The 13,810-nt window shown below is 68.2% G+C and carries 11 protein-coding genes; 6 read left to right on the top strand and 5 right to left on the bottom strand.

Going from position 1 to position 13,810, the window contains the following annotated elements:
* Positions 1–1,689 (top strand): S9 family peptidase (locus AOK03_RS29040; RefSeq protein ID WP_055568332.1); only part of this gene is annotated, 1,689 nt, incomplete at its 5' end.
* Positions 1,690–1,708: 19 nt separating this feature from the next.
* Here the strand turns inward: AOK03_RS29040 and AOK03_RS29045 are convergent.
* The 5 genes from AOK03_RS29045 to AOK03_RS29065 all read right to left on the bottom strand — a co-directional run bounded on the left by AOK03_RS29045 (position 1,709) and on the right by AOK03_RS29065 (position 7,492).
* Positions 1,709–2,761: an ABC transporter ATP-binding protein gene (locus tag AOK03_RS29045; protein ID WP_208609619.1), complete on the bottom strand. Its 1,053-nt coding sequence runs from the start codon at positions 2,759–2,761 to the stop codon at positions 1,709–1,711.
* Positions 2,762–2,843: 82 nt separating this feature from the next.
* Positions 2,844–3,890: an ABC transporter ATP-binding protein gene (locus tag AOK03_RS29050; protein WP_055568334.1), complete on the bottom strand. Its 1,047-nt coding sequence runs from the start codon at positions 3,888–3,890 to the stop codon at positions 2,844–2,846.
* Between the two features lie 6 nt (positions 3,891–3,896).
* On the bottom strand, positions 3,897–4,874 hold the full coding sequence (locus tag AOK03_RS29055) for an ABC transporter permease (RefSeq protein ID WP_055568335.1): 978 nt from the start codon (positions 4,872–4,874) through the stop codon (positions 3,897–3,899).
* Positions 4,867–5,790: an ABC transporter permease gene (locus AOK03_RS29060; protein WP_055568336.1), complete on the bottom strand. Its 924-nt coding sequence runs from the start codon at positions 5,788–5,790 to the stop codon at positions 4,867–4,869. Before AOK03_RS29060 ends, AOK03_RS29055 begins: the two co-directional genes overlap by 8 nt.
* A gap of 70 nt (positions 5,791–5,860) precedes the next feature.
* Positions 5,861–7,492, bottom strand: coding sequence for a peptide ABC transporter substrate-binding protein (locus tag AOK03_RS29065; RefSeq protein ID WP_055568337.1), 1,632 nt, complete (start codon positions 7,490–7,492; stop codon positions 5,861–5,863).
* Between the two features lie 386 nt (positions 7,493–7,878).
* Here AOK03_RS29065 and AOK03_RS29070 point away from each other — a divergent pair, with 386 nt between their 5' ends.
* The 5 genes from AOK03_RS29070 to AOK03_RS29090 form a co-directional block, all read left to right on the top strand.
* Positions 7,879–8,904 carry an ABC transporter permease gene (locus AOK03_RS29070; protein WP_079075020.1) on the top strand — a complete coding sequence of 342 codons (1,026 nt, stop codon included), beginning with the start codon at positions 7,879–7,881 and terminating at the stop codon, positions 8,902–8,904.
* An 83-nt stretch (positions 8,905–8,987) separates the two neighbouring features.
* Positions 8,988–10,772, top strand: a complete 1,785-nt coding sequence (locus tag AOK03_RS29075; RefSeq protein ID WP_055568339.1) for an ABC transporter substrate-binding protein — start codon at positions 8,988–8,990, stop codon at positions 10,770–10,772.
* Positions 10,773–10,862: 90 nt separating this feature from the next.
* Positions 10,863–11,843: an ABC transporter permease gene (locus AOK03_RS29080; protein ID WP_055568340.1), complete on the top strand. Its 981-nt coding sequence runs from the start codon at positions 10,863–10,865 to the stop codon at positions 11,841–11,843.
* 18 nt (positions 11,844–11,861) lie between these two features.
* The gene (locus AOK03_RS29085; RefSeq protein ID WP_055568341.1) at positions 11,862–12,890 is read left to right on the top strand and encodes an ABC transporter ATP-binding protein; all 1,029 of its coding nucleotides are present in this window, start codon (positions 11,862–11,864) and stop codon (positions 12,888–12,890) included.
* 26 nt (positions 12,891–12,916) lie between these two features.
* On the top strand, positions 12,917–13,810 hold an 894-nt coding region (locus tag AOK03_RS29090; RefSeq protein WP_055568342.1), incomplete at its 3' end, for an ABC transporter ATP-binding protein.

Raw genomic sequence — 13,810 nt, forward strand, 5'->3', positions numbered from 1 at the left:
GCGCAGGGCGCCCTGCGCGTGACGGGGGTGGACGGGGAGGACGACCGGGCCCTCGCGGCGCCCGAGACGGGCCTGGAGGCGACCGTCACCTATGGTCTCGCCGAGTTCATCGCGGCGGAGGAGATGGCCCGTTCGCGGGGCTTCTGGTGGTCGCCCGACTCGGCGCGGCTGCTCGTCGCGCGGGTGGACGACGCCCCCGTACAGCGGTGGTGGATCGCTGATCCGGCGCATCCGGACCGGGCGCCCGAGCAGATCGCGTACCCGGCCGCGGGCACGCCCAACGCGGACGTGAGCCTGTGGGTCCTCGGTCTGGACGGCTCGCGCACCGAGGTGGTCTGGGACCGCGCCCGCTTCCCCTATCTCGCCCGGGTGCACTGGTCGGCGGACGGTGCGCCACTGCTTCTCGTGCAGTCCCGCGACCAGTGCGGCCAGCTGTATCTCGCGGTGGATCCGGAGAGCGGGGCCACGCGGATGGTGCACGCGGAGGAAGATCCAGAATGGCTTGAACTTTTCCCTGGTGTGCCGTGCTGGTCGCCCAGCGGGAAGCTGGTGCGGATCGCCGACGAGGGGGGAGCCCGCGTCCTGGCGTGGGGGGAACGCCCGCTGACCGGACCGCAGTTGCACGTCCGCGCGGTCCTCGACGTCACCGAGGAGGACATCCTGGTGTCGGCGTCGGCGGGTGCGGCCGCGGCCGACCCGGAGACCGGCGAGATCCACGTGTACCGCGTCAACGAACTGGGCGTGGAGCGCGTCTCGCAGGAGCCGGGCGTGCACTCGGCGGTGCGCGCGGGCGGCCTCACCGTCCTGGTGTCCGCCACGCTCGACCGCCCCGGCGCCCAGGTGCGGGTGCTGCGCGGGGGCAAGCAGGTGGCGACCATCGCCTCACACGCCCAGCGCCCAGGGCTCACACCGCGCGTGACGCTCACGGAAGGGGGCACGCGGAACATCCCGTGCGCCGTCCTGCTCCCCACTGATTACAAGGAGACGGACGGGCCTCTTCCGGTACTGCTCGATCCGTACGGCGGCCCGCACGGCCAGCGCGTCCAGCGTGCGCACAACATCTTCCTGACCTCGCAGTGGTTCGCCGACCAGGGCTTCGCGGTGCTCGTCGCGGACGGCCGCGGCACCCCGGGCCACTCCCCCGGCTGGGAAAAGTCGATCAAGAACGACAAGACCCGCACGCTGGAGGACCAGGTCGACGCCCTCCACGCGCTCGCCGAGCAGTTCCCCTTCGACCTGTCCCGGGTGGCGATCCGCGGCTGGTCCTACGGCGGCTACCTGGCGGGCATGGCCGCGCTGCGCCGGCCCGACGTGTTCCACGCCGCGGTGGTAGGCGCCCCGGTCACGGACCTGCGGCTCTACGACACGCACTACGAGGAGCGGTACCTGGGCGATCCGAACCAGACCCCGGAGACGTACCGGCACAACTCCCTGATCTGGGACGACGGGCTCGTGGAGGCGGCCGAGCCGCACCGCCCGATGCTCGTCGTGCACGGCCTGGCCGACGACAACGTGGTGGTGGCGCACTCCCTGCGGCTGTCCTCCGCGCTGCTCGCCGCGGGCCGCCCGCACGAGGTCCTGCCGCTGTCCGGCGTCACCCACATGACCCCGCAGGAGCAGGTCGCGGAGAACCTGCTCCTGCTCCAGGTGGACTTCCTCAAGCGGTCCCTGGGGATCCCGAGGAAGTAGGCGCGAGCCGCCCCGCCCGCTACGGCACGACCTGCTTCTCCTCGGCGAAGTGGCAGGCCGAGTCGTGCGCGGCGGGGCTGTCGTCGAGGCGGAACTCCGCCGGCACGGCGAGCAGCGGGACCTCCAGCGCGCACCGCTCCTGCGCCTTCCAGCAGCGGGTGCGGAAGCGGCAGCCGGAGGGCGGGTTGGCGGGCGAGGGCACGTCCCCGGAGAGGATGATCCGCTCGCGGTGCTCGCGCGCCTCGGGGTCGGGGACGGGCACGGCGGAGAGCAGCGCCTGGGTGTAGGGGTGCGTCGGGTGGTCGTAGATCTCCGCGTCCGAGCCGATCTCCACGATCCGCCCCAGGTACATCACGCCGACCCGGTCGGAGATGTGCCGGACGATCGACAGGTCGTGCGCGATGAAGACGTAACTCAGGTCGAACTCGTTCTGGAGGTTCTCCAGGAGATTGACGACCTGCGCCTGCACGGAGACGTCGAGGGCGGAGACCGGTTCGTCGGCGACGATGACCTCGGGGCGCAGCGCCAGGCCGCGCGCGATGCCGATGCGCTGGCGCTGGCCGCCCGAGAACTGGTGCGGATAGCGGTTGATGTACTCGGGGTTGAGCCCGACCACGTCCAGGAGCTCCTGCACCTTCTGGCGGCGCGACCCCTTGGGGGCCACCTCGGGGTGGATCTCGTACGGCTCGCCGATGATGTCGCCGACCGTCATCCGGGGGTTCAGGGACGTGTAGGGGTCCTGGAACACCATCTGGATGTTGCGGCGGACCGCCTTGAGGGCGCGGCCGGAGAGCTTGGTGATGTCCTCTCCCTTGTAGCGGATCTCGCCCGCGGTCGGCCGCTCCAGGTTGACGAGCATCCTCGCGACCGTCGACTTGCCGCAGCCGGACTCCCCCACGATGCCGAGCGTCTCGCCCTGCCCCAGGTCGAAGTCGACGCCGTCCACGGCCTTGACCGCACCGACCTGCTTGCGGATGACGATGCCCTGGGTCAGCGGATAGTGCTTGACCAGGCCGCGGACCCGGAGGATCGGCTCGCGCCCCGAATCCGATCCGTGCTCGGCGAAGTCCATCTCGCCCTTGGCCTTGTCCAGCAGCTGCCGTGCGGTCTCGCCCTCCTCCGCCAGCTGCTTCTTGCTGATGTGCGCGCCGCCCTCACCGTGTCGCATCGAGCGTCTCCTTCCAGAAGTGGCAGGCGCTCCTGCGGTCGGCGGCCAGTCCCTCGTACGTCACCTGCGCGAGCGGTGGCTCGTCGGTGCGGCAGACGTCCTGGGCCATGGGGCAGCGGGGGTTGAAGGCGCAGCCGGGCGGAATGTTCATGAGGTTCGGCGGCAGCCCCTTGATCGCGTACAGCTCCTGGCCCTTCTGGTCCAGGCGCGGGATGGATTCGAGCAGGCCGCGGGTGTAGGGGTGCGCGGGCGCCCGGTAGATCTCGTGGACCGGGGCCTGTTCGACGATGCGGCCCGCGTACATGACGGCGATGGTGTCGGCGACGTCCGCCACGACGCCGAGGTCGTGGGTGATGAGGATCAGGCCCATGTTCATCTCGCGCTGGAGCTCCGCGAGCAGGTCCATGACCTGGGCCTGGACGGTGACGTCGAGGGCGGTGGTGGGCTCGTCGGCGATGATCAGCGAGGGTTCCAGCGCCATCGCCATGGCGATCATGATGCGCTGGCGCATGCCGCCGCTGAACTGGTGCGGAAACTGCCCGACCCGCTCCTTGGCGGCCGGGATGCGCACCCGGTCCATCAGTTCGACGGCCTTGGCCCTGGCGTCCTTGCGCGACATGCCGCGGTGGACGACGTACATCTCGCCGAGCTGCTCGCCGACGCTGAGCACCGGGTTCAGGGAGGACAGCGCGTCCTGGAAGATCATCGCCATGCCGGCGCCACGGATCTTGCGCCGCTCCTCCTCCTTGAGCCCCAGGAGGTCCTGGCCGCGGAAGAGGATCTCACCCCCGGTGATCTTTCCGGGCGGGGTGTCGAGGATGCCCATGACGGCCTGGGCGGTGACGGACTTGCCGGAGCCGGACTCGCCGAGGACGGCGAGCGTCTCGCCCGCGTCGACGCTGTAGTCGACGCCGTTGACGGCTCGGGCGACGCCGTCCCTGGTGCGGAACTCCACGTGCAGGTCACGCACTTCGAGCAGCTTGGACGCCGCGGGCGTGCCGGACGCGGCCGCCTCGGATGCCACGGTTGCCATGGGCGCCTACCTCAGCTTCGGGTCGAGGGCGTCGCGCACCGCGTCGCCGAGCATGATGAACGCGAGCACGGTGATCGCCAGGGCTCCGGCGGGCCAGAGCAGCATGTGCGGGGCGTTGCGGATGTACTGGGAGGCGGCCGAGATGTCGATGCCCCAGCTGACGGTCGGCGGCTTCAGACCGACCCCGAGGTAGGAGAGCGTGGCCTCCAGGGCGATGTACGTGCCGAGCGCGATGGTCGCCACGACGATCACGGGGGCGATGGCGTTCGGGGTGATGTGACGCAGCAGCATCCGGGAGTTGGAGGCGCCGAGGGCCCGCGCCGCCTGCACGTAGTCGTTCTGTTTGGCGGTGATGACGGAGCCGCGGGCGATGCGGGAGATCTGCGGCCAGCCGAGCAGCACCATGAAGCCGATCACCGGCCAGACGGTGGAGCTGGTGACCACCGAAAGGAGCACCAGACCGCCGAGGACGACGGGGATGGCGAAGAAGATGTCGGTGATGCGGGAGAGGACCGCGTCCCACGCCCCGCCGAAGAACCCGGCGAGGCCGCCGAGCACGCTGCCGATGACGGCGACGCCGAGGGTGGCGCACACGCCGACGGTGACGGAGACGCGGGTGCCGTACACGACCCGCGTGTAGACGTCGCAGCCCTGCTCGTTGTAGCCGAAGGGGTGGCCGGGCGCCGAGCCCTTCTGGGCGTTGGAGAGGTCGCAGTCGAGCGGGTTGCCGGAGGCGATGAGCGAGGGCCACAGGGAGATGACGACGAGGAAGAGGATGACCAGGCCCGAGACGATGAAGATCGGGTTGCGCCGCAGGTCCCGCCAGGCGTCGGACCAGAGGCTGCGGGCGGGGGCCGAGGGGCCGCCGCCGTCGGGCCCGCCCGGCGTCTTCTCCAGGGAGGTCGCCTCGCTCGCGGCGAGGTCCATCGCGCCGCCCATGCCGGTCGCGGCGATGGCGCCCTCTGGCTGATGGGGTTCAGGCATAGCGGATCCTCGGGTCGAGTACGGCGTACAGGAGGTCGACGATCAGGTTGGCCACCAGGAAGACGAGGACGAGGACGGTCACGAAGCCGACGACGGTCTGGGTGCTCTGGCGGAGGATCCCCTGGTAGAGCTGGAAGCCGACGCCGTGGATGTTGAAGATCCGCTCGGTGACGATCGCGCCGCCCATCAGCGCGCCCACGTCGGTGCCGATGAAGGTGACGACGGGGATCAGGGAGTTGCGCAGCAGGTGCCGGGTGACGACGCGGCGCCGGGGCAGGCCCTTGGCGACGGCGGTGCGGACGTAGTCGGCGCGCCGGTTCTCCGCGATGGAGGTGCGGGTCAGCCGGGTGACGTACGCCAGGGAGACCGAGGCGAGCACGAGTCCTGGGATCAGCAGCTCGTTGAAGGGCGCCTCGCTCGACACCGAGGGTTTGATGACGCCCCACTGCACGCCCAGCAGCAGCTGCAGGACGAGTCCGGTGACGAAGGTGGGGATGGAGATCACCACGAGCGTGAGCAGCAGCACCACGGTGTCGACGGGGCGCCCGCGCCGCAGGCCCGTCAGCACGCCCAGCGAGATGCCGATGACGATCTCGAAGACGATGGCGACGACGGTCAGCCGGATGGTGACGGGGAAGGCGGCCGACATCAGCTCGGTGACCTTCTGGCCGTTGAACGCGGTGCCGAAGTCGCCGGTGAAGACGTTGCCCATGTACGTGAGGTACTGCTGCCACACCGGCTTATCGAGGCCGAACTCCTTCTTCAGCTGGGCGGCCGTGGCGGGGTCGCACTTGCGGTCGCCGCACAGGCCCGCGACGGGGTCGCCCATCACGTTCACCATCAGGAAGATCAGCAGCGTGGCGCCGATGAAGACCGGGATCATCTGCAGCAGACGCCGGATCACATAACGTCCCATGGGGGCTCCGGAATTAAGGGGAGCGGCCGCCCGGCTCCCCCGCGGGGGCCGGGCGGCCGCTCCCGGCGTCTCAGTTGACCTTGATCTCGTTGTAGACCGGCACGCTGAACTGGTTCAGCGAGACGTCGGAGACCTTGTCCGAGTAGCCGGCGCTGCCGTTCTGGTACCAGAGCGGGATGGCGGGCATCTCCTTGGCGAGGATCTTCTCGGCGTCCTGGAACTTGCCGATCGCCTTGTTGGTGTCCGTCTCGCCGTTGGCCTCGTTGACGAGCTTGTCGAACTGCTTGTCGGAGAACTTGCCGTCGTTGGACGGGGCGTCGGTGAAGTAGACCGGCTCCAGGAAGTTCTGGATCAGCGGGTAGTCCATCTGCCAGCCCGCACGCCAGGCGCCGTCCAGCTCCTGCTTGGACGCCTTGCTGCGGAAGTCGGCGAAGGTGCCGACGGGGTTGGCGACGCAGGCCTTGTCGTTGCCGAGCGCCTTGTTGATGGAGTTGCAGACGGCGTCGACCCACTCCTTGTGCGAGCCGGTGTCCGCGTTGTAGGTGACCTTGAGGGTGCCGCCGGGGATGCCGCCGCCGTCCTTGACCAGCTGCTTCGCCTTGTCGGCGTCGTAGGTGCAGGCGTCGCCGCACAGCCCCTTCTTGAAGCCGCCCTTGTCGCCGAGGACCGGGGAGGTCCAGTCGGAGGCGGGCGTCCGCGTCTTCTGGAAGATCGTCTCGGTGATCTGTTCGCGGTTGATCGCCATGGACAGGCCCTGGCGGACCTTCTCCAGGCCCGGCTTGTTCCACTTGCTGTCGTAGAAGGGGAAGGCGAGGGTCTGGATGATGCCGGCGGGGGTGTTGATGTAGCGGTCGCCGAGGTCGTTCTTGGCGTTCTTGAGCTGCGAGGCGGGGACGTCGTCGACCAGGTCGAGGTTGCCGGCCATCAGGTCGGTGTAGGCGGTGTTGTTGTCGGTGTAGACCTTCATGTCCACACCGCCGTTCTGCGCCTTGTCGTCGCCGGGGTAGCCGTCCCACTTGCGCAGGGACATCTTCGAGCCCTTGGTGTACGAGTCCACGGTGTAGGGACCGTTGCCGATGGGCTTGGAGAGCCAGGCGTCGTGGTCGTCGTAGAACGCCTTGGGCAGCGGCGCGAAGGCCGGATAGCCGAGGGTGTCGGGCCAGGTGGAGAACTTCTGGCTGAGCTTGACCGTGAAGGTCTTGTCGTCGACGACCTTCAGTCCGGAGAGGGTCTGCGCGCCGGGGTCGCCCTTCTCGGGGTGGACCTTGTCGTAGCCCTCGATGTAGCCGAAGAAGTAGGCGTTCTTCTGGTTGTTCTTGAGGTTGGCGCCGTAGTTCCAGGCATCGACGAAGGACTTGGCGGTGACCTTCTCGCCGTTGCTGAACTTCCAGTTGTCCTTGATCTTGACCGTGAAGTTCTGGGCGTCGTCGGTGTCGATCGACTCGGCGATCATGTCCTTGGCCTCGCCGGTCTTCGGGTCGTACCGCTTGAGGCCCCGGAAGACCATGTCGAGGATCTTGCCGCCCTGGACCTCGTTGGTGTTCGCCGGTTCCAGCGGGTTCTGGGGGTCGCCCCAGGAGGAGCTCACGATGCCGGAGCCGTCGCCACCGCCGCCGCTGCTTCCCCCGCCACCGCAGGCCGTCGCCGCGAGAGCGACGGCCACCGCACATGCGGCCCACTTGGCGTGCGTGGCTCCACGCATGGAGTCCTCCTGATCCTCGGCTACCGCGATTACTTACCGCCAAATATCGCTGCAAGGGGAATGAACCGCACATTTACCCCACCCGTACGAGTCGGAGCCCATCCGGATGTACGCATTCCGAGACGACCCCGACCGCATATCGGACTCATATCCGACTCAATGCCGCGCTTGCCCCGCCCCGGCACACCTTGTCCATCACGCATGATTACGCCAACGCAATGTCATGCCCACGCTTAGGTAAAGAAGAAATAAAGGAGCTCAAGAGAGGCTCAAAGCGGCTCACGATTCATTGACCGCGTGGGAAACGCCTTGCGAAAGTCGCGCCAAGCCCGTGGGTGCTGGTTGTCCTGCGGATTCCTGATGACCCTCTTCGGGCCTGGAGCGCCATGACCTCCCCAACTCCCGCCACTGCCGCCACGCTTGAAGTGACGGGCAAAACAGACGGCACGCCGCCACCGCCCAAGGACCAGGGCAGCAAGGGCCGTTCACCGGGACGGCTCGCCTGGACCCGCTTCAAGCGGGACAAGTCCGGCGTGATCGCCGCCTGTGTCGTGATCTTCTTCTTCGTCGTCGCGCTCTGCGCGCCGCTGATCGCGAAGGTGTACGGGAAGAATCCGTACGACACCTACGGACTCGACCAGCCGGGACTGCTCAACGACTTCAACTACCCGATCAAGCCGAACGGCGGCATCGACGGGGACTTCTGGTTCGGCGTCGAGCCGGTCCTCGGCAGGGACGTCTTCACCTTCCTGCTCTACGGAATCCGCAACTCCCTGCTGATCGCGACCGCGACGACGCTTCTCGTCACCCTGCTCGGCATCACCATCGGCCTCACCGCCGGATACATCGGCGGGAAGACGGACTACCTCATCGGCCGGATCATCGACATCCTGCTGGCCTTCCCGTCGACGCTCTTCTACATCGCGTTCTTCCCGGTGATGATCTCGGTCCTGGTCAGCCCCGAGGACAAGATCCCGCAGTGGCTCACCGTCACCAGCCTCATCACGGTGATGACCGCCTTCGGCTGGGCCCCCCTGGCGCGACTGCTCCGCGGCGAGGTACTCGCCCTGCGCGAGCGGGAGTTCGTGGAGGCGGCCAAGGTCACCGGCGCCTCACCGGCGCGCATCATCTTCAAGGAACTGCTCCCGAACCTGTGGACGCCGATCCTGATCCAGGCGACGCTCCTGCTCCCGCTGTTCGTCACCGCCGAGGCGGGCCTGGCCTTCCTGGGCGTCGGACTCGAGGAGCCGACGCCGGACTGGGGAGTGATGATCCAGAACGGCTCGAAGTACTACCAGGACGACATCACCTTCATGGTGTTCCCCGGCCTCGCCATGGTGATCTTCGTGGTGGCCTTCAACCTGCTCGGGGACTCGGTGCGCGACGCGCTCGACCCGAAGACCCGACGCTGACGCTCCCCCGGGGCAGGCACGCGCGACGGGGCCGTGCCCGCCCGCTCTTCGCTCTCTTTCCTTCACACAGGGTTGGTAGCCAGATGGCAATCTCACGCAGAAACCTCCTCATCTCGACGTCGGTCGCGGCGGGCGGCTCGCTCGTGCTGTCCGCGTGCAGCAGCGGCGACTCGGGCGGTGGGGACGGCGGCTCGCACGGCGGGGCCACGGAGTACACCAACGCGAGCGTGAAGGTCGGCACCGAGAAGGACTCGACCGGGCCCGCGCCCGGGGTCCCCGGCGCCAAGAAGGGCGGCACGATCTACGGCGTCGCCGAGGACGACGTGTCGCACATGGACCCGCAGCGCATCTACTTCGCGTACAACTCCTCCCTCGCCAACCTCTTCGCGCGCTGCCTCACCGGCTACCAGACCGACATGGAGGGCCACCAGATCCTCGTCGGCGACCTCGCCACCGACACCGGCAAGGCCTCGGACGACAACAAGACCTGGACCTTCACGCTCAAGGAGGGCGTGAAGTGGCAGGACGGCAGCGACCTCACCGTCGACGACGTCCGGCACGGCTTCGAGCGCGGCTGGGCCCCGTTCATCACCGAGGGCGCCATCTACGTCCAGCAGGCGCTGACCGGCAAGGGCGCCAAGTGGCGTGACGCGTACGAGGGTCCGTACAAGGGCAAGCACCTGGACTCGATCGTCACCGACAAGGCGAAGCGGACGATCACCTTCCATCTGAAGGAGTCGCGCCCGGAGTTCAACTTCACGCTGGCCATGCACTCGTACGCGGCCGCTCCCGTGAAGCACGACACCAAGGAGAAGTACGACAAGGCGCCCTTCTCCTGCGGCCCCTACATCGTCAAGCACCGCACCATCGACAAGTCGATGACGCTGACGCGCAACAAGCACTGGGACCCGAAGACCGACTCCATCCGCAACGCCTACCCGGACAGCTTCGAGTTCGAGTTCGGGCCGACCGGCCCCGAGTCCTGCGACCGCTTCATCGCGGACCAGGGCAAGGACCAGCAGATGGTCGCGATCTACGAGCCGATCCCGGCCGAGCGCATGCAGAAGGTGCTCACCACCCCGGACATCAAGAAGCGCAGCTTCAACGGCCTGTCGTCGGGCACCTACTACTTCGCCATCAACATGAAGCGCGTCACGGACGTCGAGGTGCGCAAGGCGCTGCTCATCGCCTGGCCGCTGGAGCAGAGCCGCAAGATCTACGGCGGCACCACCGCGGGCGACTACGCGACGACGATCCTCAGCCCCGACATCGTCGGCCGCGAGAAGTTCGACCTCTACGACAAGCTCGACGAGCCGCAGGGCGACGTCAAGCGGGCCCACGAGATCCTGAAGAAGGCCGGCAAGCTCGGCACGAAGATCGTGTACGCCTTCCCGCGGCGCCCCACCTACGACAAGACCAAGATCATCATCGAGAAGAACCTGAAGGCCGCGGGCTTCGAGCCGGTCATCAAGCCGCTCAACTCGACGGACTTCTACGACCAGGCCCAGCGCCTGGACAACAAGTTCGACGTGATGTGGTTCGGCTGGTCGCCGGACTGGCCGACCGCCTACACGATGATCCAGCCGATGCTCGACGGCACGGCCATCGGCGACGGCCAGAACAACGTCTCGCAGTGCGACGTCCCCTGGATCAACGAGGCGATCAAGAAGAACGCCGTCATCTCGGACCCGAAGGAAGCCGGCAAGGCCTGGGCCGCGCTCGACAAGCGGATCATGAAGGAGGTCGTGCCGATCATTCCGGAGACCTACCAGCGCCGCTGGTACCTGCACGGCTCCAAGGTCGGCGGCGCCATCCACGACCCGCAGTTCGCAGCGACGCTGCTCCACAAGACGTACGTCAAGGGCTGACGCGCCCCCGGGGCGGGCTCCCGGGTTCTTCCCGGGGGCCCGCCCCGACCCTCACCTCCCTCACGGCATCCGTCAGGAATCCCAACTGCCATGCTCCGCTTCCTCATTCGCCGCGTCATCGGCGGCGCGATGATCCTGCTGATCATCAGCGCGATCGTCTTCCTTCTCTTCTACGCCGCTCCGCGCGATCCCGCGCGCCTGGCCTGCGGCAAGGTCTGTCCGCCGGACACGCTGGCACTGGTGAAGCACAACCTGGGGATCGCCGACCCGCTGCCGGTGCAGTTCTGGCACTGGTTCGAGGGTCTGTTCGTCGGCCGCGACTACGACACCTACGGGTTCTGTGACGCGCCCTGCCTCGGCTACTCGTTCCGCAACCGGGAACCCGTCCTGGCCACCATCCTCGACCGCTTCCCCACCACCGTCTCGCTCTCCATGGGCGCCGCGGTCGTGTTCGTCGTCCTCGGCGTGGGCACCGGCATGCTGGCCGCCGTCAAACAGGGCAAGGCCGTCGACAAGATCGCCTCGTCGGCGTCGCTCATCGCCTCCTCGATGCAGATCTACGTCGTCGGCGTCTTCGCCGTGTACCTCCTCACCGACCAGCTGCATCTGCTCGACCGGCCCGCGTACACACCGATCACCGAGAACCCCGCGCAGTGGTTCTCCGGGCTGCTGATCCCCTGGCTCGTGCTCGCGCTGATCTTCACCGCGAACTACACCCGCATGGCCCGCTCGCAGCTCGTCGAGACGATGAACGAGGACTACGTCCGCACGGCCAGGGCCAAGGGGCTCTCGCGCCGCACGGTCTTCTTCCGCTTCGCCTGGCGCGGCGCGATGGGCCCGATCGTCACCATCTTCGGCCTGGACATCGGCGTCCTGCTCGGCGGCGCGATCATCACCGAGAAGACCTTCGCCCTGCACGGCATCGGTGAGCTGTCGGTGAAGGCGGTCGACACGAGCGACCTGCCGCTCCTGCTCGGCGTGGTCCTGGTGGCGGCCACCGCGATCGTCATCTTCAACATCGTCGTCGACGCCCTCTACGCGCTGATCGACCCGCGCGTGCGGCTGTCCTAGGGCTCAGGGAGAGATCTGATGAGCACCACCCCCTTCCTGTCCGTACGCGACCTGCGCGTCCACTTCGCCACCGAGGACGGCACGGTCAAGGCCGTCGACGGTCTCGACTTCGAGCTGGAGAAGGGCAAGACCCTCGGCATCGTGGGCGAGTCCGGCTCCGGCAAGTCCGTGACGAACCTCGCCATCCTGGGCCTGCACCACAAGGACAGCACCGCCATCGACGGCGAGATCGTCCTCGACGGCAAGGAGCTGCTCACCGCCACCGAGCGGGAGCTGGAGCAGTTGCGCGGCAACAAGATGGCGATGATCTTCCAGGACGCGCTGGCGTCGCTGTCGCCGTACCACACCATCGGCCGGCAGATCGGCGAGACGTTCCGCAAGCACACCGGCGCCTCCAAGAAGGAGGCCAGGGACCGGTCGGTCGAGATGCTGACGAAGGTCGGCATCCCGCAGCCCGATCTGCGCGTGGACGACTATCCGCACCAGTTCTCGGGCGGTATGCGCCAGCGCGCGATGATCGCGATGTCGCTGGTCTGCAACCCGACGCTGCTGATCGCCGACGAGCCGACCACCGCGCTCGACGTGACGGTCCAGGCGCAGATCATGGACCTCCTGAAGGACCTCCAGCAGGAGTTCGGCACGGCGATCATCTTCATCACGCACGACCTGGGCGTGATCGCCGACATCGCGGACGACGTCCTGGTGATGTACGGCGGCCGGTGCGTGGAGCGGGGCACGAAGAAGGAGGTGCTGCGCGCGCCGCAGCACCCCTACACCTGGGGTCTGCTGGGCTCGATGCCGTCCCTGGAGGGCCCCGTGGACGTGCCGCTCTCCCCCATCCCCGGCACCCCGCCGAGCCTCCTCAACCCGCCCTCCGGGTGCCGCTTCCACCCGCGGTGCGCCTTCACCGAGCAGGTCGGGGACGGGCGCTGCTCGGGCGAGCAGCCGCTCCTCGAACTGACCGGGGGCCGGGGCGCGGCCTGCCACCTCACGGCCGAGCAGCGCACGGAGTTCTTCGCGGACTTCGCGGGCACGCGCACCGACTGACGTACAAGAGACGGGATTCCACCACGATGAGCAGCACCCCTCCCGCGCCTCTCCTGGAAGTCAGCGGGCTGACCAAGCACTTCCCCGTGATGGGCGGGTTCCCGTTCAAGCGGAAGATCGGCGCCGTGCAGGCCGTGGACGGTCTGGACTTCACCGTCGGCGGGGGCGAGAGCCTGGGCCTGGTCGGCGAGTCCGGCTGCGGCAAGTCGACGACGGGCCGCCTGATCACGCGTCTCCTGGAGCCGACCGGCGGCAGGATCTCCTACCGCGGCCGGGACATCACGCACGCCTCGCGCAAGGAGCTGGCGCCGGTCCGCTCGGAGATCCAGATGATCTTCCAGGACCCGTACGCCTCGTTGAACCCGCGCCAGACGGTCGGCAAGATCATCTCGGGGCCGATGGAGGTCAACGGCATCGAACCGGCGGGCGGCCGCGAGGCCCGCGTCCGCGAGCTCCTCGAAACGGTCGGCCTGAACCCCGAGCACTTCAACCGCTTCCCGCACGAGTTCTCCGGCGGCCAGCGCCAGCGCATCGGGGTGGCACGGGCGCTCGCCCTTGAGCCGAAGCTGATCGTGGCGGACGAGCCGGTGTCGGCCCTGGACGTCTCGATCCAGGCGCAGGTGGTCAACCTGCTCCAGCAGCTCCAGAAGGACCTGGGCATCGCGTTCCTCTTCATCGCCCACGACCTCGCCGTCGTACGCCACTTCTCGCAGCGCGTCGCCGTGATGTACCTGGGCCGCATCGTGGAGATCGCCGACCGCGAGAGCCTGTACGCGAACCCGCGCCACCCTTACACGAAGGCGCTCCTGTCCGCGGTCCCCGAGGCGACCGCGGACGACGTCCCGCGCCGCGAACGCATCCTGCTCAAGGGCGACGTGCCGTCCCCCGTGAACCCGCCGTCGGGCTGCCGCTTCCGCACC

This window comes from Streptomyces atriruber, from assembly GCF_001418325.1.
In the GTDB taxonomy this organism is placed as follows: domain Bacteria; phylum Actinomycetota; class Actinomycetes; order Streptomycetales; family Streptomycetaceae; genus Streptomyces; species Streptomyces atriruber.

What these genes read in the sequence shown, in the direction of transcription:
- AOK03_RS29060 (WP_055568336.1), bottom strand. Translation starts at nt 5,790, where the DNA reads ATGGGACGTTATGTGATCCGGCGTCTGCTGCAGATGATCCCGGTCTTC.
- AOK03_RS29085 (WP_055568341.1), top strand. Translation starts at nt 11,862, where the DNA reads ATGAGCACCACCCCCTTCCTGTCCGTACGCGACCTGCGCGTCCACTTC.
- AOK03_RS29065 (WP_055568337.1), bottom strand. Translation starts at nt 7,492, where the DNA reads ATGCGTGGAGCCACGCACGCCAAGTGGGCCGCATGTGCGGTGGCCGTC.
- AOK03_RS29080 (WP_055568340.1), top strand. Translation starts at nt 10,863, where the DNA reads ATGCTCCGCTTCCTCATTCGCCGCGTCATCGGCGGCGCGATGATCCTG.
- AOK03_RS29075 (WP_055568339.1), top strand. Translation starts at nt 8,988, where the DNA reads ATGGCAATCTCACGCAGAAACCTCCTCATCTCGACGTCGGTCGCGGCG.
- AOK03_RS29045 (WP_208609619.1), bottom strand. Translation starts at nt 2,761, where the DNA reads ATGGACTTCGCCGAGCACGGATCGGATTCGGGGCGCGAGCCGATCCTC.
- AOK03_RS29070 (WP_079075020.1), top strand. Translation starts at nt 7,879, where the DNA reads ATGACCTCCCCAACTCCCGCCACTGCCGCCACGCTTGAAGTGACGGGC.
- AOK03_RS29050 (WP_055568334.1), bottom strand. Translation starts at nt 3,890, where the DNA reads ATGGCAACCGTGGCATCCGAGGCGGCCGCGTCCGGCACGCCCGCGGCG.
- AOK03_RS29055 (WP_055568335.1), bottom strand. Translation starts at nt 4,874, where the DNA reads ATGCCTGAACCCCATCAGCCAGAGGGCGCCATCGCCGCGACCGGCATG.